Source organism: Stenotrophomonas sp. MYb57, assembly GCF_002966815.1.
Taxonomy (GTDB): domain Bacteria; phylum Pseudomonadota; class Gammaproteobacteria; order Xanthomonadales; family Xanthomonadaceae; genus Stenotrophomonas; species Stenotrophomonas indicatrix.
Genome location: NZ_CP023271.1, coordinates 4,393,814 through 4,410,444, shown reverse-complemented (window position 1 = coordinate 4,410,444; position 16,631 = coordinate 4,393,814). Strand labels below are relative to the sequence as shown.

The 16,631-nt window shown below is 63.7% G+C and carries 17 protein-coding genes, 1 tRNA gene and 1 pseudogene; 14 read left to right on the top strand and 5 right to left on the bottom strand.

Features of this window, described 5'->3' with window-relative positions; genetic code table 11:
• The first annotated feature begins 278 nt into the window (after positions 1–278).
• The 8 genes and pseudogenes from CLM74_RS21595 to CLM74_RS20140 all read left to right on the top strand — a co-directional run bounded on the left by CLM74_RS21595 (position 279) and on the right by CLM74_RS20140 (position 6,021).
• Entirely contained in the window at positions 279–533 is a 255-nt protein-coding gene (locus tag CLM74_RS21595) for a hypothetical protein (RefSeq protein WP_158684176.1), read from the top strand.
• Between the two features lie 91 nt (positions 534–624).
• A pseudogene (locus CLM74_RS20165) lies at positions 625–1,708 on the top strand (RHS repeat-associated core domain-containing protein); the annotation flags it as partial.
• A 473-nt stretch (positions 1,709–2,181) separates the two neighbouring features.
• Positions 2,182–2,520: a hypothetical protein gene (locus CLM74_RS20160; protein ID WP_158684175.1), complete on the top strand. Its 339-nt coding sequence runs from the start codon at positions 2,182–2,184 to the stop codon at positions 2,518–2,520.
• A gap of 849 nt (positions 2,521–3,369) precedes the next feature.
• On the top strand, positions 3,370–3,528 hold the full coding sequence (locus tag CLM74_RS21585) for a hypothetical protein (protein ID WP_158684173.1): 159 nt from the start codon (positions 3,370–3,372) through the stop codon (positions 3,526–3,528).
• Between the two features lie 37 nt (positions 3,529–3,565).
• Entirely contained in the window at positions 3,566–3,973 is a 408-nt protein-coding gene (locus tag CLM74_RS20155; protein WP_158684172.1) for a DUF6869 domain-containing protein, read from the top strand.
• Positions 3,974–4,152: 179 nt separating this feature from the next.
• The gene (locus CLM74_RS20150; protein WP_105164819.1) at positions 4,153–4,917 is read left to right on the top strand and encodes a hypothetical protein; all 765 of its coding nucleotides are present in this window, start codon (positions 4,153–4,155) and stop codon (positions 4,915–4,917) included.
• A gap of 73 nt (positions 4,918–4,990) precedes the next feature.
• Complete coding sequence (locus CLM74_RS20145; RefSeq protein ID WP_105164818.1) at positions 4,991–5,359, top strand: hypothetical protein; 369 nt, start codon at positions 4,991–4,993, stop codon at positions 5,357–5,359.
• A gap of 32 nt (positions 5,360–5,391) precedes the next feature.
• Entirely contained in the window at positions 5,392–6,021 is a 630-nt protein-coding gene (locus CLM74_RS20140; protein ID WP_234003401.1) for a hypothetical protein, read from the top strand.
• Between the two features lie 55 nt (positions 6,022–6,076).
• Here the strand turns inward: CLM74_RS20140 and CLM74_RS21580 are convergent, their stop codons facing one another.
• Positions 6,077–6,232, bottom strand: a complete 156-nt coding sequence (locus CLM74_RS21580) for a hypothetical protein (RefSeq protein ID WP_158684171.1) — start codon at positions 6,230–6,232, stop codon at positions 6,077–6,079.
• Positions 6,233–6,380: 148 nt separating this feature from the next.
• Positions 6,381–6,457: transfer RNA gene (locus tag CLM74_RS20135), tRNA-Arg, on the bottom strand.
• Positions 6,458–6,606: 149 nt separating this feature from the next.
• Between CLM74_RS20135 and ubiA the strand changes: the two genes are divergently transcribed.
• Both ubiA and CLM74_RS20125 read left to right on the top strand, forming a co-directional pair.
• Entirely contained in the window at positions 6,607–7,500 is an 894-nt protein-coding gene (gene ubiA / locus CLM74_RS20130) for a 4-hydroxybenzoate octaprenyltransferase (protein ID WP_025877458.1), read from the top strand.
• 175 nt (positions 7,501–7,675) lie between these two features.
• Complete coding sequence (locus tag CLM74_RS20125; RefSeq protein ID WP_199776061.1) at positions 7,676–9,100, top strand: TIGR00366 family protein; 1,425 nt, start codon at positions 7,676–7,678, stop codon at positions 9,098–9,100.
• A 100-nt stretch (positions 9,101–9,200) separates the two neighbouring features.
• Here the strand turns inward: CLM74_RS20125 and CLM74_RS20120 are convergent, their stop codons facing one another.
• Positions 9,201–10,865 (bottom strand): AMP-binding protein, encoded by a 1,665-nt coding sequence (locus CLM74_RS20120; RefSeq protein ID WP_199776060.1) that lies wholly within the window; start codon positions 10,863–10,865, stop codon positions 9,201–9,203.
• Positions 10,866–11,175: 310 nt separating this feature from the next.
• Here CLM74_RS20120 and CLM74_RS21695 point away from each other — a divergent pair, with 310 nt between their 5' ends.
• Positions 11,176–11,337: a hypothetical protein gene (locus tag CLM74_RS21695; RefSeq protein WP_164745118.1), complete on the top strand. Its 162-nt coding sequence runs from the start codon at positions 11,176–11,178 to the stop codon at positions 11,335–11,337.
• Between the two features lie 54 nt (positions 11,338–11,391).
• On the opposite strand, the gene CLM74_RS20115 is transcribed toward CLM74_RS21695, so the two are convergent.
• Entirely contained in the window at positions 11,392–12,018 is a 627-nt protein-coding gene (locus CLM74_RS20115) for a YiiX/YebB-like N1pC/P60 family cysteine hydrolase (RefSeq protein ID WP_105165059.1), read from the bottom strand.
• An 80-nt stretch (positions 12,019–12,098) separates the two neighbouring features.
• Between CLM74_RS20115 and CLM74_RS20110 the strand changes: the two genes are divergently transcribed.
• From CLM74_RS20110 to CLM74_RS20100, 3 genes are all read left to right on the top strand, one after another.
• Positions 12,099–12,623, top strand: coding sequence for a hypothetical protein (locus CLM74_RS20110; protein WP_105164814.1), 525 nt, complete (start codon positions 12,099–12,101; stop codon positions 12,621–12,623).
• A gap of 72 nt (positions 12,624–12,695) precedes the next feature.
• The gene (locus CLM74_RS20105; RefSeq protein WP_105164813.1) at positions 12,696–14,540 is read left to right on the top strand and encodes a M3 family metallopeptidase; all 1,845 of its coding nucleotides are present in this window, start codon (positions 12,696–12,698) and stop codon (positions 14,538–14,540) included.
• Complete coding sequence (locus CLM74_RS20100) at positions 14,537–15,949, top strand: TPM domain-containing protein (RefSeq protein WP_105164812.1); 1,413 nt, start codon at positions 14,537–14,539, stop codon at positions 15,947–15,949. The genes CLM74_RS20105 and CLM74_RS20100 overlap by 4 nt, the downstream gene beginning before the upstream one ends.
• Position 15,950: 1 nt before the next feature.
• On the opposite strand, the gene CLM74_RS20095 is transcribed toward CLM74_RS20100, so the two are convergent.
• Positions 15,951–16,622: a VOC family protein gene (locus CLM74_RS20095; RefSeq protein WP_105164811.1), complete on the bottom strand. Its 672-nt coding sequence runs from the start codon at positions 16,620–16,622 to the stop codon at positions 15,951–15,953.
• Between the last annotated feature and the right edge of the window lie 9 nt (positions 16,623–16,631).

Here is a 16,631-nt window from a genome sequence, read left to right as displayed (position 1 = left end):
TGAAGGGCGGTGCGGGCTGTGCCACCGGCAACCACACCTCGCTGACCACTTCGGAGGGGACGGCAATCTACACCTATCCGGCTGACAGCCATCGCCTGATTGCCGTAGATGGTCAGCCGCGCAACCAGGATGCCGCGGGCAATACCACCCACCGGCCCAACGACTGACTCAGCCGGGAAACCACACGGCGGACCGCATTGGGATGTTCAGAGCAAGCGGTATCCAGGGCGATACAGGAATGTGTATCCAGGTGGACTGGTTAGGTGACATGAGCGCATATGGAACTTGAAGCCAAGAAGGTATATTTATTTTCCCAGCAGGATGAGGGTTTTTTCTTTGAGTGGATTGGTCGAATAGGCTGCATAAAAAATGTAGTTGGTAGAGGGGATACAATTTATCTTGATCTGGAGCCAAATGAGGTTCTGGAGGATGAGGTGTGGGAAATTGCTGCAGTCTTTAGGAGGTATCGTATTCCACTGGCGCAGCTTAGGGCATTGGATCGCGATGGTTATTCGCGTGTATTGCGAAAATAACTGCGGAGGTGGAGCGTTCAAACGAGAGAAGATCCACGTGAGTTTGAATAAGTCGGACTGTCTCGTCTTTCCGTTTTGCTGATTCTCGTCGCTGCGTTGGCGTTGTGTGGGCAAGGCCGGCCTGACCTGGCGTAGAGGCCCGGAGGTCTGGGTCAACAACGTGACCTACGCCGCCGACCGGCTGGACCTATGGCAATGGACGCCAGCTGCAGCGGCCGCTGGATCTGGACTACCGACCGCAGGCGGTGCATGACCCCGCGACAGGCGGTCTGTCACTGGGCTACGGCTACGATCCCGTTGGTTCGATCACCGAGCTGAAGAGCGGCGCAGGCTCGGAAGTGCTGGCCAAGTATGCCTACGACACGCTCGGCCGACTGACCCAGACTCAGGACGGTGCGACGGGCACGCCGATTGAGACCTATGGCTACGACGCCACCGGCAACCGCACCTCGCTGACCACCTCGGCCGGGACGGCAAGCTACACCTATCCGGCTGACAGCCATCGACTGATTGCCGTGGATGGTCAGGCGCGCAACCAGGATGCTGCAGGCAATACCACCAGCATCGGCATCAAGACGTTCGCCTACAACGATGCCAACCGCATGAGTGCGGTGAAGCAGGGCGATGCTGTGGTGGAGAGTTACGGTTACAACCACCGCGGTGAGCGCGTGTTGCGTGCGCCAGCCAGTGACGATGCACAGATCACGGTCTATGACGAAGGGGGCCAGTGGATCGGCAACTACTCGGCGACCAGGCAAGCACAGCAGCAGGCGATCTGGCTGGACAACTACCCGGTGGCGTTGATCCAGACACCATCCGCGGGCGTGCCGGAGCTGGCGTACATTCAGCCCGATCACCTGGGTACACCGCGTGTGGTGATCGACCCCATACGCGATGTCGCGATCTGGGAGTGGAGTAACAAGAGCGAGGTGTTTGGCGATCAGGCACCGGCCAATGACCCCGATGGGGATGGCGCGGTGTTTGATCTGGCACTGCGCTTTCCGGGTCAGCAGGCGACCGATGCGAGTCAGCTGTTCTACAACTACCAACGGGAGTATGACCCGGCGGTGGGTCGGTACTCGCAGAGTGATCCGATTGGGTTGGAAGGGGGCGTAAGCACCTATGTCTATGTACATGGCAATCCGGTGAGCTACGCTGATCCAGAGGGTTTGCAGAGCGTTGGACCCATGGGGCGTACATCGGGGGTGAGCCTCGGGCCTCTGACGCGTGCGTGGAGGCGGCAATCCTCGATTCTGCTCTAAATCTGACGCCCGGAGTTGGAATAATCAAAGCGTTCACTGAGGGTGCCAATTCTCTGGATTCAGCCTCCGCGGTGATGAGCACGGCTGCAGCGGCGACTGAGGTGCACACGCGGAGGGCAGATGCCGCTGCCAACGCAAGGCTTCAGGAACTTGATCGATGGGGAAGGAATCGTAGAGAACAATCTCAAATTAGAACGGGCATCCAAGCTAACAAGAGCCTAAAATCAGCTTTTTCGAGTCATTGGACGCAATTTGGGCTTGCTAAGCTTGGGCGTCGAAGCGATGAAATTCGCCGAAGCGGCTGAGGAGTGCTGGTGCAAGGTCAAATGATGAAAAGTACAAAGAGCAGATTGATGACATGCTTCGTTCTGGCGTCGCTTGATTTCATGAGCCTGCTGTTTCCACCATTGACAGGTTGGAAAATGTTCATTCTTGTTATCGCTGGGCTGATGCTGAACTTGGTTGTGGTGTTCCTAGTCTTGAAAAGTGTGGCTCCACTGATGAATGGGGGCGAGCACGAGATAAATGTCACATTATCAAGGAGATGGGTGTCTGCTGTCGGGATGGCTGGAACACTGGCTATTCTTGCGGCTGGATTCCAGGGCAGCATTGAGAGGCAATCCATACCATTCCTTCTGAGTGGATATATGCTGCTGCTGATCGTTCCCGGAAAAATTCTGAGCTTGGCCGTTGCTCGGGGAATGGATGAGGCTGATGGTAAGTAAATCAAAACGAACGATTTCGACTTCGCGAAGCGACGCTAAAGTTGGCGTCGCACGCAGGAGGCGCGCGATTCGGGAGAAGTATTCAGCGAGCGTTGCCTTGAGCGGGCGCCAGAAGATCTTCGAGGTGCTGAAAGCTGTCCTTTACGTTTTGGGCGGGCCCCTGGTATGGATAACAAAGTCGGGAAGAAATAATTGATCCAAAAGAATTTTCGTCATTTCTGATGGGATGGCCATGATTCCGTCGGTTCGATCACCGAATTGAAGAGCGGTGCGGGCTCGGAAGTGCTAGCCAAGTACGCCTATGACGCGCTCGGCCGACTGACCCAGACCCAAGACGGTGCGACGGGCACGCCGATTGAGGCCTCAAAGAAGTAGCGTGCTCCACACTCTGTTTCGCGCTATCCAGTTGAGCGTAGGATCAGGTCCTGAAGGTGGCCGATCTTAAGCGTCTGCCCCTCACCTACGTCTACAACGGTTTCATCAATCTGACTGGCGGCTACCCGGTGGCGATGATCAATGTGACCTCAATCGCGCAAAGATCGTTTTGCAGAACGGGTTGCAGATGGTACTCAGCATTTAGCGCGACCCTTCCACGCCTCTCATGTCTATTCAGGTAACGAATATTTCGCTGCGGATCTGGAACCCCTCCATGCGGGCGTCTGATATCGCGTTGGAGTTCGGTCTGACGCCCAGATTCTCAAGGACAGTGGGCGATCCACGCCCGCCATCTTCGGATGGGGGCCTGTGCGAGGAAACGTACGTTTCAATGCAGCTTGTGCGCAAGGCGAGTGTTGAGTTGGACGAGGAGCTGCGTAGTGGTGCGATGTGCTGTCCGCCAAGGCTCGGTTCTTGGATGAGATTGTCGGTGGCGGTGGGAAGGCGGAGTTCTATGTAAGTCTCTTTACGGAAGCGTTGGGAGGTTTTGAGCTTGATCACAGCTTGCTCAAAAGAATTTTTGAACTGAGCCTTGGTGTCTCAGTTGAAATCTATCCTCCTGTAGTGGGGTGAAGCTGTTCGCTTGGCCTCTCAACCGGGAAAATCTGGGATGCATCGAAATAAAGGTATTGAATCAGCCGGAAGGCCGCATGGTGGACCGCAGACGATCGCCGAAGCATGGGTTCAGTTCAATCGACTTCCCATGGGCGCCAGTGAGCGGCAATCGCACATGCAGGTGCTGGATGTTGTCGATGACATCATTCAGCGGGATGCCGACGGAGGATGGGAATTCATTGAGGCCGTCAGGCAAATGGATGTGGATGCACCTCTGCTATCCAGTCTCGCTGCCGGACCATTGGAGGACTACTTGGTGGCCCATGGCGAGGCAGAGATCGAGAAGCTGGAGAGCCTGGCAAAGCAGCACCCTTCTGTTCGTGAGCTGCTTGGCCGAACGTGGAAGAACTTCATGTCGGACGAGGTCTGGCGGCGAGTACAGCGTGCCGCCCGGTCAGGCTGATTCCCAGCACGCCGGGGGAAGTTCCCGAGTGTGGACGACGCTGACGACACCCATCGATGAGCGCACACGTGCTGGAAGCATCGCAATGAGTATGGCCCCTCGGCGAGCTGGCACCCACATGTTGCCGAGCCGACAAGAGGCATGATAAGTGCAGTCGTTCGATTGGAGAGGGTCGCGCAATGAAAATGGAAAAGGTGGAACTGCAGGCCGATAGTGTGGTGTTCTACTCCCCACGGGACGAAGCGCAATTCTTCGGCTGGCTGGATCAGATGGAGTGCGTCATGGAAGTGGTTGGCCGGGGCCGGATCATCTACATCCAGATCGACAAGCGACGGGTGGATGCCGAGGTGCTACGTGACATATTGGCTTTCTTCCAGCGCTACCGTATTGCCATGGAACAGCTCAATGTTTTCGATTCTGAAGCCTTCTCGACCTGGTTCAGGCGCAGTGACGCCTATTGGTACCGCAGTGTGTTTGGCGCGCGCGCTCAAAGCAGCGTCACAGCATGTTCTTCCTTTTCAGTTGAGGAGGTCTGTCTGTTGAACATCGAAAATCCAGATGGACGGAGCATGAGCTGTCTGCATGATCTGCACATTGATGGACTCCGCATTGAAGATCGCCGCCGTCTTGCACTCTCTCTGTCCACGGAATGCGGAAGATATGTGCATGAGGTCATCTTCGATGACATTGTCCGCCTCAGTATCGATGGCTTCTCGATGCAGAACATCATTCTCGACCTGAGTGTCTTCATTGAGCGCGAAGCATCATTCGAGTTTGATCGTGCGTGTGCCCTGCTTGGAGTGGACCCTGCGGACCCGCATGAACTCGATGGGACGGGGTGCATTGTCCTCATCGAAGCGACGATCGGTGCCGAAATTGCATGCCTCATGTCACAGCATTGGCAACTGGTGCTCCATCAAACAAGTCGAAACGTTCGAGCATGAGGCGAGCGCTGGCTCTGGACGGGAGATGGATCCATGCCAACGGACTGCCAGAGCCTGGATGGAGGCACCACGCATGATCCTTGAGTTCAACGCACTGCCCTGGTCGGACGCCACCCTGGTTGCAGTGTCCGTTGATCGCAGCAATCCGGGCAACCACGATGAAGTAGTGGTCCACGTGCGCTGGCTCGACGGACGTAACGAGCAGGTGACCTTCGTTGAATGCCGCGGGGCACGACTGGCACTCAACTTTGGATTCCTGGGTGAGGACACGATCGAGCGTGCGTATGTCGATGATGGAAGCGAGGTACTGGCCGACTGCAGGTGGCGCTGGGCGGCCTCGGGCGTGTTGCTGCCAGAACTTCAGTGCTTCCGTATCGAAACCTGCACCACTGGCAGTTCACTCGACATCCTTGCCATGGGCTGGCGAGTCGATCCGCAGTGACGGCCGATGTAGAAGGTTGGGAGTGGAACAGTATGAGTGAGGCATCCGGTGCCCGGGCATCAGCCAGTAATCCCGATGGGGTGGGCCTACCCACCAGCGGGTATCTGATCGGTCTGTGGCGCGGCAAGCGCAGGAAGATCCGGGGTACCCCAGCAAGGAACGGCATCACAATGCCGATGGCTGGCATATTGCGCGCAACGTTGCTGCTCTTGCCAATGGTTGGAGGCTGCAGCATCAACCAGTTTCAACATGCGGAGTGGAGATCGGACTGGGTGGATGTTTCATCCGATGCGATCTTGCCTGGCAATTCAACGAATCTGCCGCTTGACCGCATTTCCACGCTTGATCCGGATAGTGAAGCTGCCATTGCGGAGTGGATGTTGAAGAACTCACTGGTCGCAGTATCGGCATCAGAGGTTGAAGGGAAGATTGGTTCAATGCCGTTGAGTGGCCTGGAGCCAGCCCCCGGGGAGAGCGTCTATCTCGTCAGGACCGCTTCGGATGAAGGTAATGGCAGGTTCATCGGCTACGTCAACGACAAGGGACTTCTCATCATGTATGGGGTCATGGGGGGCTGCGGCGAGCAGAAACACCGGGTGGTTGCCGTGAGCCTGCGGGAGAAGCCCGCCAACGTGTTCGGTCGATGCTCGGCGGCGCTGTAGTGCGCTGAAGAGTTGAGCAGCGGCAGTGTGCAGGTGCCTCGCCGCCGCTGCCGGGTCATCCAGTAATCGGCACGCGGAACATCAATGGAGGATCTGCAGCATGACCAAGCAGGACGTGCATCGTGCCCGGCGAACCGGTGACGGTGCTGTTCGACGGCAACGGCGCGTTTCTGCCCGGCGCGACCAGCGCTGGGGAGGAATTCTCGATCATCGTCCGCGACGCGCAGGGCTGCGCCTATCGCTCGGTTCCCTTCCAGCTCAGCGCAACGGAGCCGCAGCGGGGGATCGGGAAGCCGAATGAACCCACGACCAGCGCGCCATGCCGTGGTGGCAGGCGGGGACGGAAGACTGAGGGAAGATGGCGCGCCCGGAGGGATTCGAACCCCCGACCAATGGCTTCGGAAGCCACTACTCTATCCGGCTGAGCTACGAGCGCGTGGTGGAACCGCCGCGCCGTCGGCCAGGGCCGGGGCGGGCATCGCAACGCAATGAGGCGGTGCGGGATGGGCATTCTATCCAGTTTCGCCGCACAAATCTCCCCCCGCCGGCAAAGTCGGTCCGAAGGCACAGGAGTATCCTAGTGTCATGGCTGATACCCCCCTTTCCGCGCCGCATCCGGCGCCGACGCCGCGTTGGCGGCATTACTGGTCCCTGATGCGCGCCGATCGCCCGATCGGCACGCTGCTGCTGCTGTGGCCCACCTGGTGGGCGTTGTGGCTGGCCGCTGGCGGCCTGCCGCCGCTGTGGACCCTGTTCGTGTTCACCGCAGGCGTCTGGCTGACCCGCTCGGCCGGTTGCGTCATCAACGACTACGCCGACCGCTGGCTCGACCCGCACGTAGAGCGCACCAAGGCGCGACCGCTGGCGACCGGCGCAATCAGCGGCCGGGCGGCGCTGGTGCTGTTCGCGGTGCTGATGCTGGTGGCCTTCGGCCTGGTGCTGACCCTGAACGGCCTGACCATCGCCCTGAGCTTCATCGGCGTGTTCCTGGCGGCCAGCTATCCCTACCTGAAGCGCTACACCCATCTGCCGCAGGTCTACCTGGGCATGTCCTTTGGCTGGGGCATCCCGATGGCCTTCGCCGCCGTGCAGGGCGAGGTGCCGATGCTGGGCTGGCTGCTGTATGCCGGCAACATCCTGTGGTCCACCGCCTACGACACGTGGTACGCCATGGTCGACCGCGAAGACGACCTGAAGATGGGTTCGCACTCCACTGCGATCCTGTTCGGCGATCTGGACCTGGTCATCCAGGGCGTGCTGTACGCGCTGTTCCTGGCCACGATGGCGCTGGTGGGCGTGCGCGGCGGGCTGGGTGGGTACTACCTGGCCGGCGTAGCGGTGGCCACGCTGCTGGTGGTGTACGAGTTCTGGATCTGCCGCAACCGCGAGCGTGGGCCGTGCTTCAAGGCCTTCCTGCACAACAACTGGGTGGGTGCCGCGCTGTTTGCCGGTATCGCCGTGGATCTGGCGCTGCGTTGAGAAGACCGCCGGGCATGGCCCGGCGCTACCCCGCGCCATGTGCACGGGTCGGAATCCTCGGCCGAACTGGTAGCGCCGGGCCATGCCCGGCGGGCGGCCACCTACGACCAATAGGTGGCTGACAGCCCGCACCCCACCGCCCAGAATCAGGCCATCGAACCTGGGAGGGTAGGTGATGGCCTCGACGGCAGCAGTACAGGACGGCTGGATGGCGCGCGCCGCGCTGCGCTCGGCCGCCTGGGCGGAAAAGTGGTTCCCCGATGCGTACGTATTCGCGGTGCTCGGCGTGGTCATCGTCGCGCTGGCGGCGATGGGCTTCGGCGCCACTCCGCAGGCCACCGCCAGCGCCTTCGGCGACGGCTTCTGGAGCCTGATTCCCTTCACCATGCAGATGGCCTTCGTGGTCATCGGTGGTTATGCGGTAGCCACTGCACCGGTGGTCGCGCGCTTCATCGACTACCTGGCCCGGGTGCCACGCACCGGTCGTGGTGCCGTGGTGTACGTCGGCCTGGTCAGCATGCTGGCCTCGCTGCTCAGCTGGGGCTTCTCGCTGGTGTTCGGCGGCCTGCTGGTGCGCGCGCTGGCCCGCCGCACCGCGCTGCGCATGGACTATCGGGCTGCCGGTGCCTCGGCCTACCTGGGCCTGGGCGCGGTGTGGGCGATGGGCCTGAGTTCGTCGGCGGCACAGCTGCAGGCCAACCCGGCCAGCATGCCGCCGGGGCTGGTGGAGATCACCGGCGTGCTGCCGTTCACCGAAACCATCTTCCTGTGGCAGTCGATCGCGCTGACCTCGGTGTTGATCGTGGTCTCGCTGCTGATCGCCTGGCTGACCGCGCCGGCTGCCGGCAGTGCGCGTACCGCCGAAGATTTCCCCGGCGCGGCGCAGGCCGAACCGGAGCCGCTGCAGCGCCGCACCCGTCCGGGCGAGTGGCTGGAGTACAGCCCGTTGTTGACCGTGCTGCTTTCGCTGCTGGCCTTCGGCTGGCTGTTCAACGAGTTCGCCAACAAGCCATTGGTCAGCGCGATCGCCAACCTCAACACCTACAACTTCATGTTCATCTCGCTGGGCCTGCTGCTGCACTGGCGCCCGCGCAGCTTCCTCAACGCGGTGGCCAAGGCGGTACCGAGCACCACCGGTGTGCTGATCCAGTTCCCGCTGTACGGCGGCATCGCGATGATCCTCACCCACGCTGCCGGTGGCGACGGTGAGACGCTGGCGCACCGGCTGTCGAGCCTGTTCGTGCACGTGGCCAGCACCGATACGTTCGCGCTGGTGATGGGTGTGTACTCGGCGGTGCTGGGCTTCTTCGTACCGTCCGGTGGCGGTAAGTGGATCATCGAAGCGCCCTACGTGATGCAGGCCGCGAACGAGCTGAAGGCGCACCTGGGCTGGGCGGTGCAGGTCTACAACGCGGCCGAAGCGCTGCCGAACCTGATCAATCCGTTCTGGATGCTGCCACTGCTGGGCGTGCTCGGCCTGAAGGCCCGCGACATCGTCGGCTTCACGTTCATCCAGCTGCTGGTGCACATCCCGCTGGTGCTGGGGTTGCTGTGGCTGCTGGGCATGACCCTGGCCTACGTGCCGCCGGTGATGCCGTAGCGCAAGCACGGGGTCATGTGGGTCAGAGCCTCTCCGCTGGAGAAGATCCGACCCCGGGGTCAGATCCCTTTCGAAGGAAGGGCTCTGACCCCGGAGACCCTCAGCCAGCCGCCGCCTGCTTCTCGATCTCGGCCTTGCGCAGCAGGAAGCGCTGCAGCTTGCCGCTGGGCGTCTTCGGTAGTTCCGCCACGAACGCCACCTGGCGAGGGTACGCATGGGCGGACAGCCGGCGTCGCACATGCTGCTGCAGTTCCTGCGCCAGCGTGTCGCTGCCGCTGAACCCAGCGCGCAGGATCACGAACGCCTTGACGATCTCGGTGCGCTCTGGATCGGGTACGCCGATCACCGCCGTTTCCGCCACCGCAGGGTGTTCCATCAGCACGCTCTCCACATCGAATGGACCGATGCGATAGCCCGAGGAGGTGATCAGGTCGTCCGAGCGACCGATGAAACTGATCGAGCCGTCGTCCTCGCATTCCACCGAATCACCGGTGAGGTAGTAGCGATCGCCCAGCGCCGGTGTGTCGGCACCGTAGTAGCCGGTGAACCACATGATCGGCGACTGCTGCAGGTCTACGGCGAGGATGCCGGGCGTGCGCGGCGGCAGTTCGTTGCCGGCATCATCCAGTACCGCCACGCGGTAACCGGGCATCGCAAAGCCCGATGATCCCGATCGCACGGCGTGGTCCAGTGCGTGGTGGTTGTTGACCACCATGCCGGTCTCGGTCTGGCCGTAGTGGTCGAGCACCGTGGTGCCCAGATGGGCGGCGAACCAACGGGCGATCTCCGGGTTCAGCGGTTCGCCGGCGCTGCTCACCACCCGCAGCTTGCCGTTGATGGCCGCACTGGCCTCGGGCCCGGCGGCGATGATCTGCCGGTACGCTGTGGGCGAGCCGGCAAGATTGGTGACACCCAGCCGCGCGACGATGTCGTTCAGCCCCTGCACGCTGAAACCGGCTTCGCTGAAGGTGGTGGCCTGGCCCAGCAGCAGCGGGCCGATCACGGCGTAATACAGCCCATAGGCCCAGCCGGGATCGGCGATGTTCCAGAACACGTCCTCTGGGCGCAGGTCCACGGCCAACTGCATGTAACTGGCAAAGGCCAGCAATGCGCGCAGCGGCACCGGCACGCCCTTGGGGCTGCCGGTGGTGCCGGAGGTGGACAGCAGTGCCATCAGCGCATCGCCGCGCAGCATCACCGGCGCGAAATCAGGTGTGGCATCGGCGGTGCGTGCAGTCCAGTCGATGTCGCCGGCACGTAGTGTCTGCTCCGGTGCCAGGAGGGTGGCGACCGGCGGGCAGCCATCGACCTCGTCCAGCTTGCTGCGGTTTGCGCTGTCGGTCACCACCAATGCGGTGCGCCCGGTTTTCAACCGTGTTTCGATGGCCTTGGGGCCGAACGCAGTGAACAGCGGCTGGTAGATCGCACCCACCCGCCAGGTGCCGAGGATGGTCGCCAGCAGGTCCGGTGTACGCGGCAGCAGGCCGGCCACCACATCGCCCTTGCCGATGCCCTGCGCGGCCAGCACCTGGGCAACACGCGCAGAGGCATCGCGCAGGTCCTCGAAGGTGTACCGATGCAGGGCACCGTGGGCGTCCACCCAGCGCAGCGCCAGCGCATTGCGGCCGCAGTGGCGGTCGCAGCACTCCACGCAGGCGTTGATGCCGGTCTGCAGGTCACCGTGCAACTGTCGCTGTCCGCGCTCGATGCTGAAATCGGCCAGTGCCTGTTCGTAGGTGGGGCGTGCTGCAGTGTCGCGGGCCATGCGCATCTCCGGGGTGACGTCATTCCGACGATAGGCGGCGGCCCTGCATGCTGCAAATGGGACCATGGGCGTAGGCCGCCGCTGCGCGCGCCGCGGCGGGCAAGAACGCTGAATGCGTTCGTTTCCGGCTGCAGCATGACGACATGCCAAACCCGCATGAATCCTTCAGTCGCTTGTGCCGCAAGGGCTGGCGCCGGTTCATTCACGCACGTACACATGGGTGTAGCCCGCTCACAACGCATGGTTAACCCATCGCTGCCGACGATGGCCCCGTCCACCGCATTCCGCGCGTGGCATTTGGAGATCGGACATGGCACAGCAGAACCAGAACCCGAACCAGAAGCAGCAGGGCCAGCAGAACCAGCAGGATCAGCAGCAGGGGCGCGGCCGCGACCAGCAGCAGCAACAGCAGCAGGAACAGCAGAAGCGCAACCAGAACCAGCAGCAGGGCGGGCAGGACGAGGAAGAGTGATCCTGGCAGCCGCCATCCATCACCGACGAAGCCCCGCCCCGCGCGGGGCTTCGCTTATTCCAGCACGCCGATCCGCTGCAGCACCGGTGTTGCAGCCATGTCGTTGGGGTTGGTACCGGGCAGGCCCTGCGGCACCTCCATGCCCATGCCGCGATACAGATCAACCCAGTGCCGGGAGATCCCACCGGTCTGCGGGTTGCGGAAGTTCATCGGCTGCAGTGCGAACACATGGTGCGCACGGAACGCGCGCTCGATGAAATCCGAGCAGTAGTAACTGTCGTCGTTCAACACGTAGGCAGTGTTGTACGGTTTGCCCAGCATCGTGCGCGCGGTGGCCAAGGCATCGGCGATGGCATTGTCCGGCGGCGCACGCAGGCGATAGACCACGATCTGCCGCTGCTTGCCTTTCGCGTCCTCGCGGAACTGTTCCAGCGTCTGCCGGCGCGAGCCCTTCTCATCGGCGTGCAGCACTTCCCAGCCCTGCGGTGCGGAAGCCACCAGCGCGACATGGTCGAAGCTGGGCGCGCCTTGTTTTCCGGTCGCATCGTCGATGGCCGCACTCAGGCCGCCATGGCCGGCGGTGACGAACAGCAGGTCGCCGTCGCGGACGTCGACGCCCATCGCCATGGCTGGCCACAGGGCAGGCAGCAGCAGGCCGATCAGGAGCAGGAGGCGGCGCATGGGCATCTCGGACAGGCGGAAACCGCGATTGTAGGCGGCAGGGTAGGATGACGCGACCAAACCGGAATCAGGACGATCCCATGAAACCCCGCCGTTCCCTTGTGCTGCTGGCACCCGCCCTTGGCCTTGTGCTGTCCGCCTGCACGCCTGCGCCGCAGCCCGCGCCGGCTGAAGCCCCGGCTCCTGCAGCGGCACCTGCCAGCACAGCGACGGCGGTGGAGCCGGCGCCCGCACCCGCGCCCGCACTGGCGACCGCAGCGTGTTCCCATCCCGCGTTCGACACCTTCCTGAAGCACTTCGGCAACGAGATCACCCTGCAGGAAAAGGCCACCGCCGATCCGCTGCTGGACAGCTACGTCGACGCCGGCGCCGAGCCTGAGCCGCGCACAGTGCAACGCCCGCTGGCATTGGCCGATGTCGAATGGCCGGTGATGCCTGATCCGGCCGGGTTGGCCGGGCAGGGCCGGCAGATGCAGGTGACGGCCGTGGCTGACGGGCAGATGCAGGTGCAGATCCGCACACCGGACAGCAGCGACCAGCAGACCTATACCTTCGCGCAGAGGCCGTGCTGGACGCTGGTCAAGCGCGAAGACGAGTCGATCTGAGGCCCGATCGGGACAGGCGCGCACCGTCGGCGGCTGCTAGGCTCCAAGCTCGTTCAAGGCACGGAGACGCCGATGCAGGCCCGCAGGATGCGCACCACCACCGTTACCCTGGTCATCGCCACGCTGTGGGCGATGACCACGTCCCTCGGCGCCCACGCGCAATCGCTGCACGCTGACGATCGCGCCTACTTTCCCAGCGCCGCCGCCGAACAGACGGCACGCATTGCCCTGGGCGAGCGCGTTGATGCGTTGCAGGGCGCCACGGCGAGCGAGCCGTCCACGCGCTTCCGCCAGGCCGAAGCGCTGCAGGCGCAGTGCCTGCGCCACCATGCGTATCTGCATCTGCAGGCCGCTCGCAACGCACGTGATCGTCGCCCGGCGCAGGCGCTGGACCAGGTGATGGGGCTGTGCAGCCGTATCGCCCGCGCGGGCAGGGCCGCCCTGCGTGAGGCACCGGCGGATGCACCCTGGTTGGCGTCCTACCGGTTCCTGCGCGACCGTGCGCTGCAGGAAGGTGCGGCGCCGGCCAATGCGCAGCTGGATGATGCCGTGGATACGCTGGCCGACCCGGCGCTGGATACCTTCGCGCGCCTGCATCGGCAGATCTTCCACAGCGCCGCATTTCCGCGCGTCGAGGGGGCTGGCCGCAGCTGGGATACCGGCGCCGACAAGCAGGCGCTGGCCCAGCACTCCGACCGTACGCTGCGTGAGGCCGGCTGGAAGGGATACTGGCAGGGCCTGCAGTCGCGCCGCGAGCCGATGGCTTCGGTGCTGCTGGGCCTGGCGCAGGTGAATGACGCCGCCGCGCGCCTGCAGGGAGACGGCTCGGCCACCGCACGTGGCTACCGCCGCATGGGCATGGATACGGCGACCGTCGACGCGACGCTGGCAGCGATCGAGCGCCACGCGGCAGACCGTCGTGCCTACCAGGACATGCTGCTGCAGCATGCTGGGCGCAGCGGCATCACGTCGCCGCAGGTCTGGGATACCACCGTGCCGGATGCCGGCTATACGCCACCGGTGCTGACGCTTGAGCAGCTGCGCGATACCGCCGCCGATGCCATGCAGCACCTGGGGCCTGAGTATGTCGCCGAGCTGCGCGCGCTGCTGGACCCTGCGCACAAGCGCATGGACCTGGCCACCGTGCTGGGCAGCCGCAGCCACGACGCGTTCCAGGTAGTTGCTCCGGACATGCCGTCGCTGTTGTTCGTGGGGCTGCGCAGCGGGGATCTGGAGAGCGACGTGGAGATCGCCCATGAAGCCGGGCATGCCGTGCACGGGCAATGGATGCAACGCGGCCATGCCTCGCCGTTGCAGCGCAATGGCAGTGCGTGGCTGACCGAAGCCTTTGCCATCTACAACGAACTGCGTTTCCGTGACCAGCTGTACCAGCAGGCACAGGATCCTCGCGCCAAGGCGTACTACCTGAAATCGCTGCTGGATGACATGGTGATGCAGCTGTTCACCTCCTCCGAGGAAGCGCAGCTGGAGCAGTCGATCTACCAGGGCGTGGCTGGCAACACCCTGGGCACCGCCGACGATCTGGATGCGCTCACCGGCCAGGTGCTGGCGCGCTATGGCCAGCAGCCGCAACGCTACCCGCAGCTGCGCAGTAACTGGATCAGCAAGCGCCTGATGTACGAGGACCCGCAGTACCTGGTCAACTATCTCTACGCCGGCCTGCTGGCGGTGCAGCTGTATGTGCAGGACCAGCAGGACCCGGAGGGTTTCCGCCAGCGCTATCTGACCGTGCTGGGCGAGGGCTTTGACCGCGCACCGCAGGAACAGGTGGCGCAGTTGCTGGGACATGCACCGGACTGGCCGGCACTGGTAGACGCGGACCTGCAGGTGTTCGCGCAGAACGCTGCCCGGCTGCAGGCGTTGTATGCGCGGATCGAGGCAGGGCAGGGCACATGAGCCGGGTGCCGCAGGCGCGCGTTGCCAAGCCGTGGGCGTGGCTTGTGCTGCTGCTCTGCCTGCTGCCGCTGCTGGCGCTGGCGGCAGCCCCGGTCCCAGCGTTGAATGACCCGGTGGTGGACACCGCCAATGCGCTGTCCGCCAGCACCCGCGCCGCGCTGCGCGAGCAGGCATTGCAGCTGCAGGCACGCAAGGGCGCGCAGCTGCAGGTGCTGGTGGTGCCCAGCGTTGGCGAGGAAGGCATCGAAGCCTATGCGCAGCGGGTCTTCGACCAATGGCAGCTGGGCCGCGCCGGCGTCGATGATGGCGTGCTGCTGCTGGTGGCGGTGCAGGATCGGCGTGTACGCATCCAGACCGGCTATGGCCTGGAAGGCACCATTCCCGATGCCTATGCCGCGCGCATCATCGACAAGGCGATCGTGCCGCGGCTGCGCGAGGGAGACCTGGACCAGGGCGTGCTGGACGGCACCGCGGTGCTGGTGGCGCTGGTCGATGGTGAGCAACTGCCGCCCTGGGAAGATCCGTCGGCACGCAACGTGTTGCCCGCGGACTGGCGCACGGGGGATTCGGTCGTCGCGCTGACGTTGTTGGCGGGCTTCCTGGCCGGTCTGTGGCGATCGCCACCGCGTCTGCTGGCGACCAGGACCGAAGCCGATTTCACCGGTAACCGCCGCGAGCGGCGGCGCAAGGCACTGGCAGCCAATGCGGCGGTGCCCAGGTCAACGTGGTCGACATTGCCTGCCTGGGGCAGGCCGCTGCTGGTGACGGCGGTGATCGCCGCGGGAGGGCTTTCTGCGTCGCTGCTGCTGCCGCGCCATGTGCTGCCGGCGTTGGTCTTCGTGCTGCTGCCCGCCGTACCGGTGGCAACCCTGCTGGGCTGGTGCTGGCGTCGCAGCGGCGGCGTACGCATCGTGCTGTACGGCATGCTGGCCGTCAGCACCGGCTTCTTCGCGGTGATGCTGGTGCGCGGCCAGTTGCCGCCCAGCCTTGCGCTGCACACGCTGCTGAACCTGGCAGTCGGCATCGCCGCCATGCTGGTGTTCTTCCTGGTGCAGGCCGGTCGCGCGCGTTGGCGGAAGAACCGCAACAGCTTCGCCATCCGCTTGGTGGTGCTGGTGCTGCTGAGCGGTGGCTATGCGCTGGGCGCGCTGCTGGCCATCGACCGTGCCGGCGACGAGAACGCCCGCGTGCTGGCGACGATCGTGTCCAGCATGGGCACGCTGTTCCTGTACTTCATCTGGGTGTTCACTCTGCTGCCCGGCGAAAAAGCCCGCGGCGGCCGGGGGGCGTCCAGAGGCTACCGCTCCTCGTCCAGCACCTCGTCGTCCAGTTCCTCCTCGAGCAGTTCCAGCGACTGGTCCGGTGGTGGCGGCCGCAGCGGAGGCGGTGGCGCCTCGGGCAGCTGGTAACTCAGGCCGCCTGCACCCGCCAGCCCAGCGCGGCATCGTGCAGCTCGCCGCTGCCGCTCACATCGGCCACCTGCAGCTGCAGGCCCTGCGCGTTGGGCAGGTCCTTCTGCTCGGGGAACCAACGGCGATCGGCAGCGACCACGATCAGCAGGCCCTCGTCATCGCCCATCGGCGCGAACTGGGGCGACGGCGGGCTGATCGGCCGCAGGCCGAAGCGTTGGTTGGATTGTTCGCGCACCGCATCGACATCATGGCTGGGCAGGCCGACCTCGCTCAGGCAGGTCAGTTCGCTGCCATGGAAGGCGCCAGTGCGGTCGCTGGCCGGCAAGCGCCTGCGGCCGATCAGTTCCAGGATCAGGCCATCGGGTCCGGTGAAATACACCGACTGCGACTGCCAGCTGCTTTCCAGTGCGAAGTAGTCCAGCCCTTCCGGATTGCATTGCAACGGCGTGCGTGCACGCAGCCAGCTCATGGCGTCGGCGAAGCGGTTGTCCGGCACATTGAAGGCAAGGTGCACGCCGCCTACCGGACCGCCATTCGCCGGTTGCAGCTGGATCGTGCTCCAGCCAATGCGGACCTGGTCGCCGGCCACCTCCAGCTGCAGCACGTCGCGGAAGTACGCGGCGACGTTGGCAACATCGGATACCGGCAGAGAAAGATGCAACAGGCGCATGATCGATCC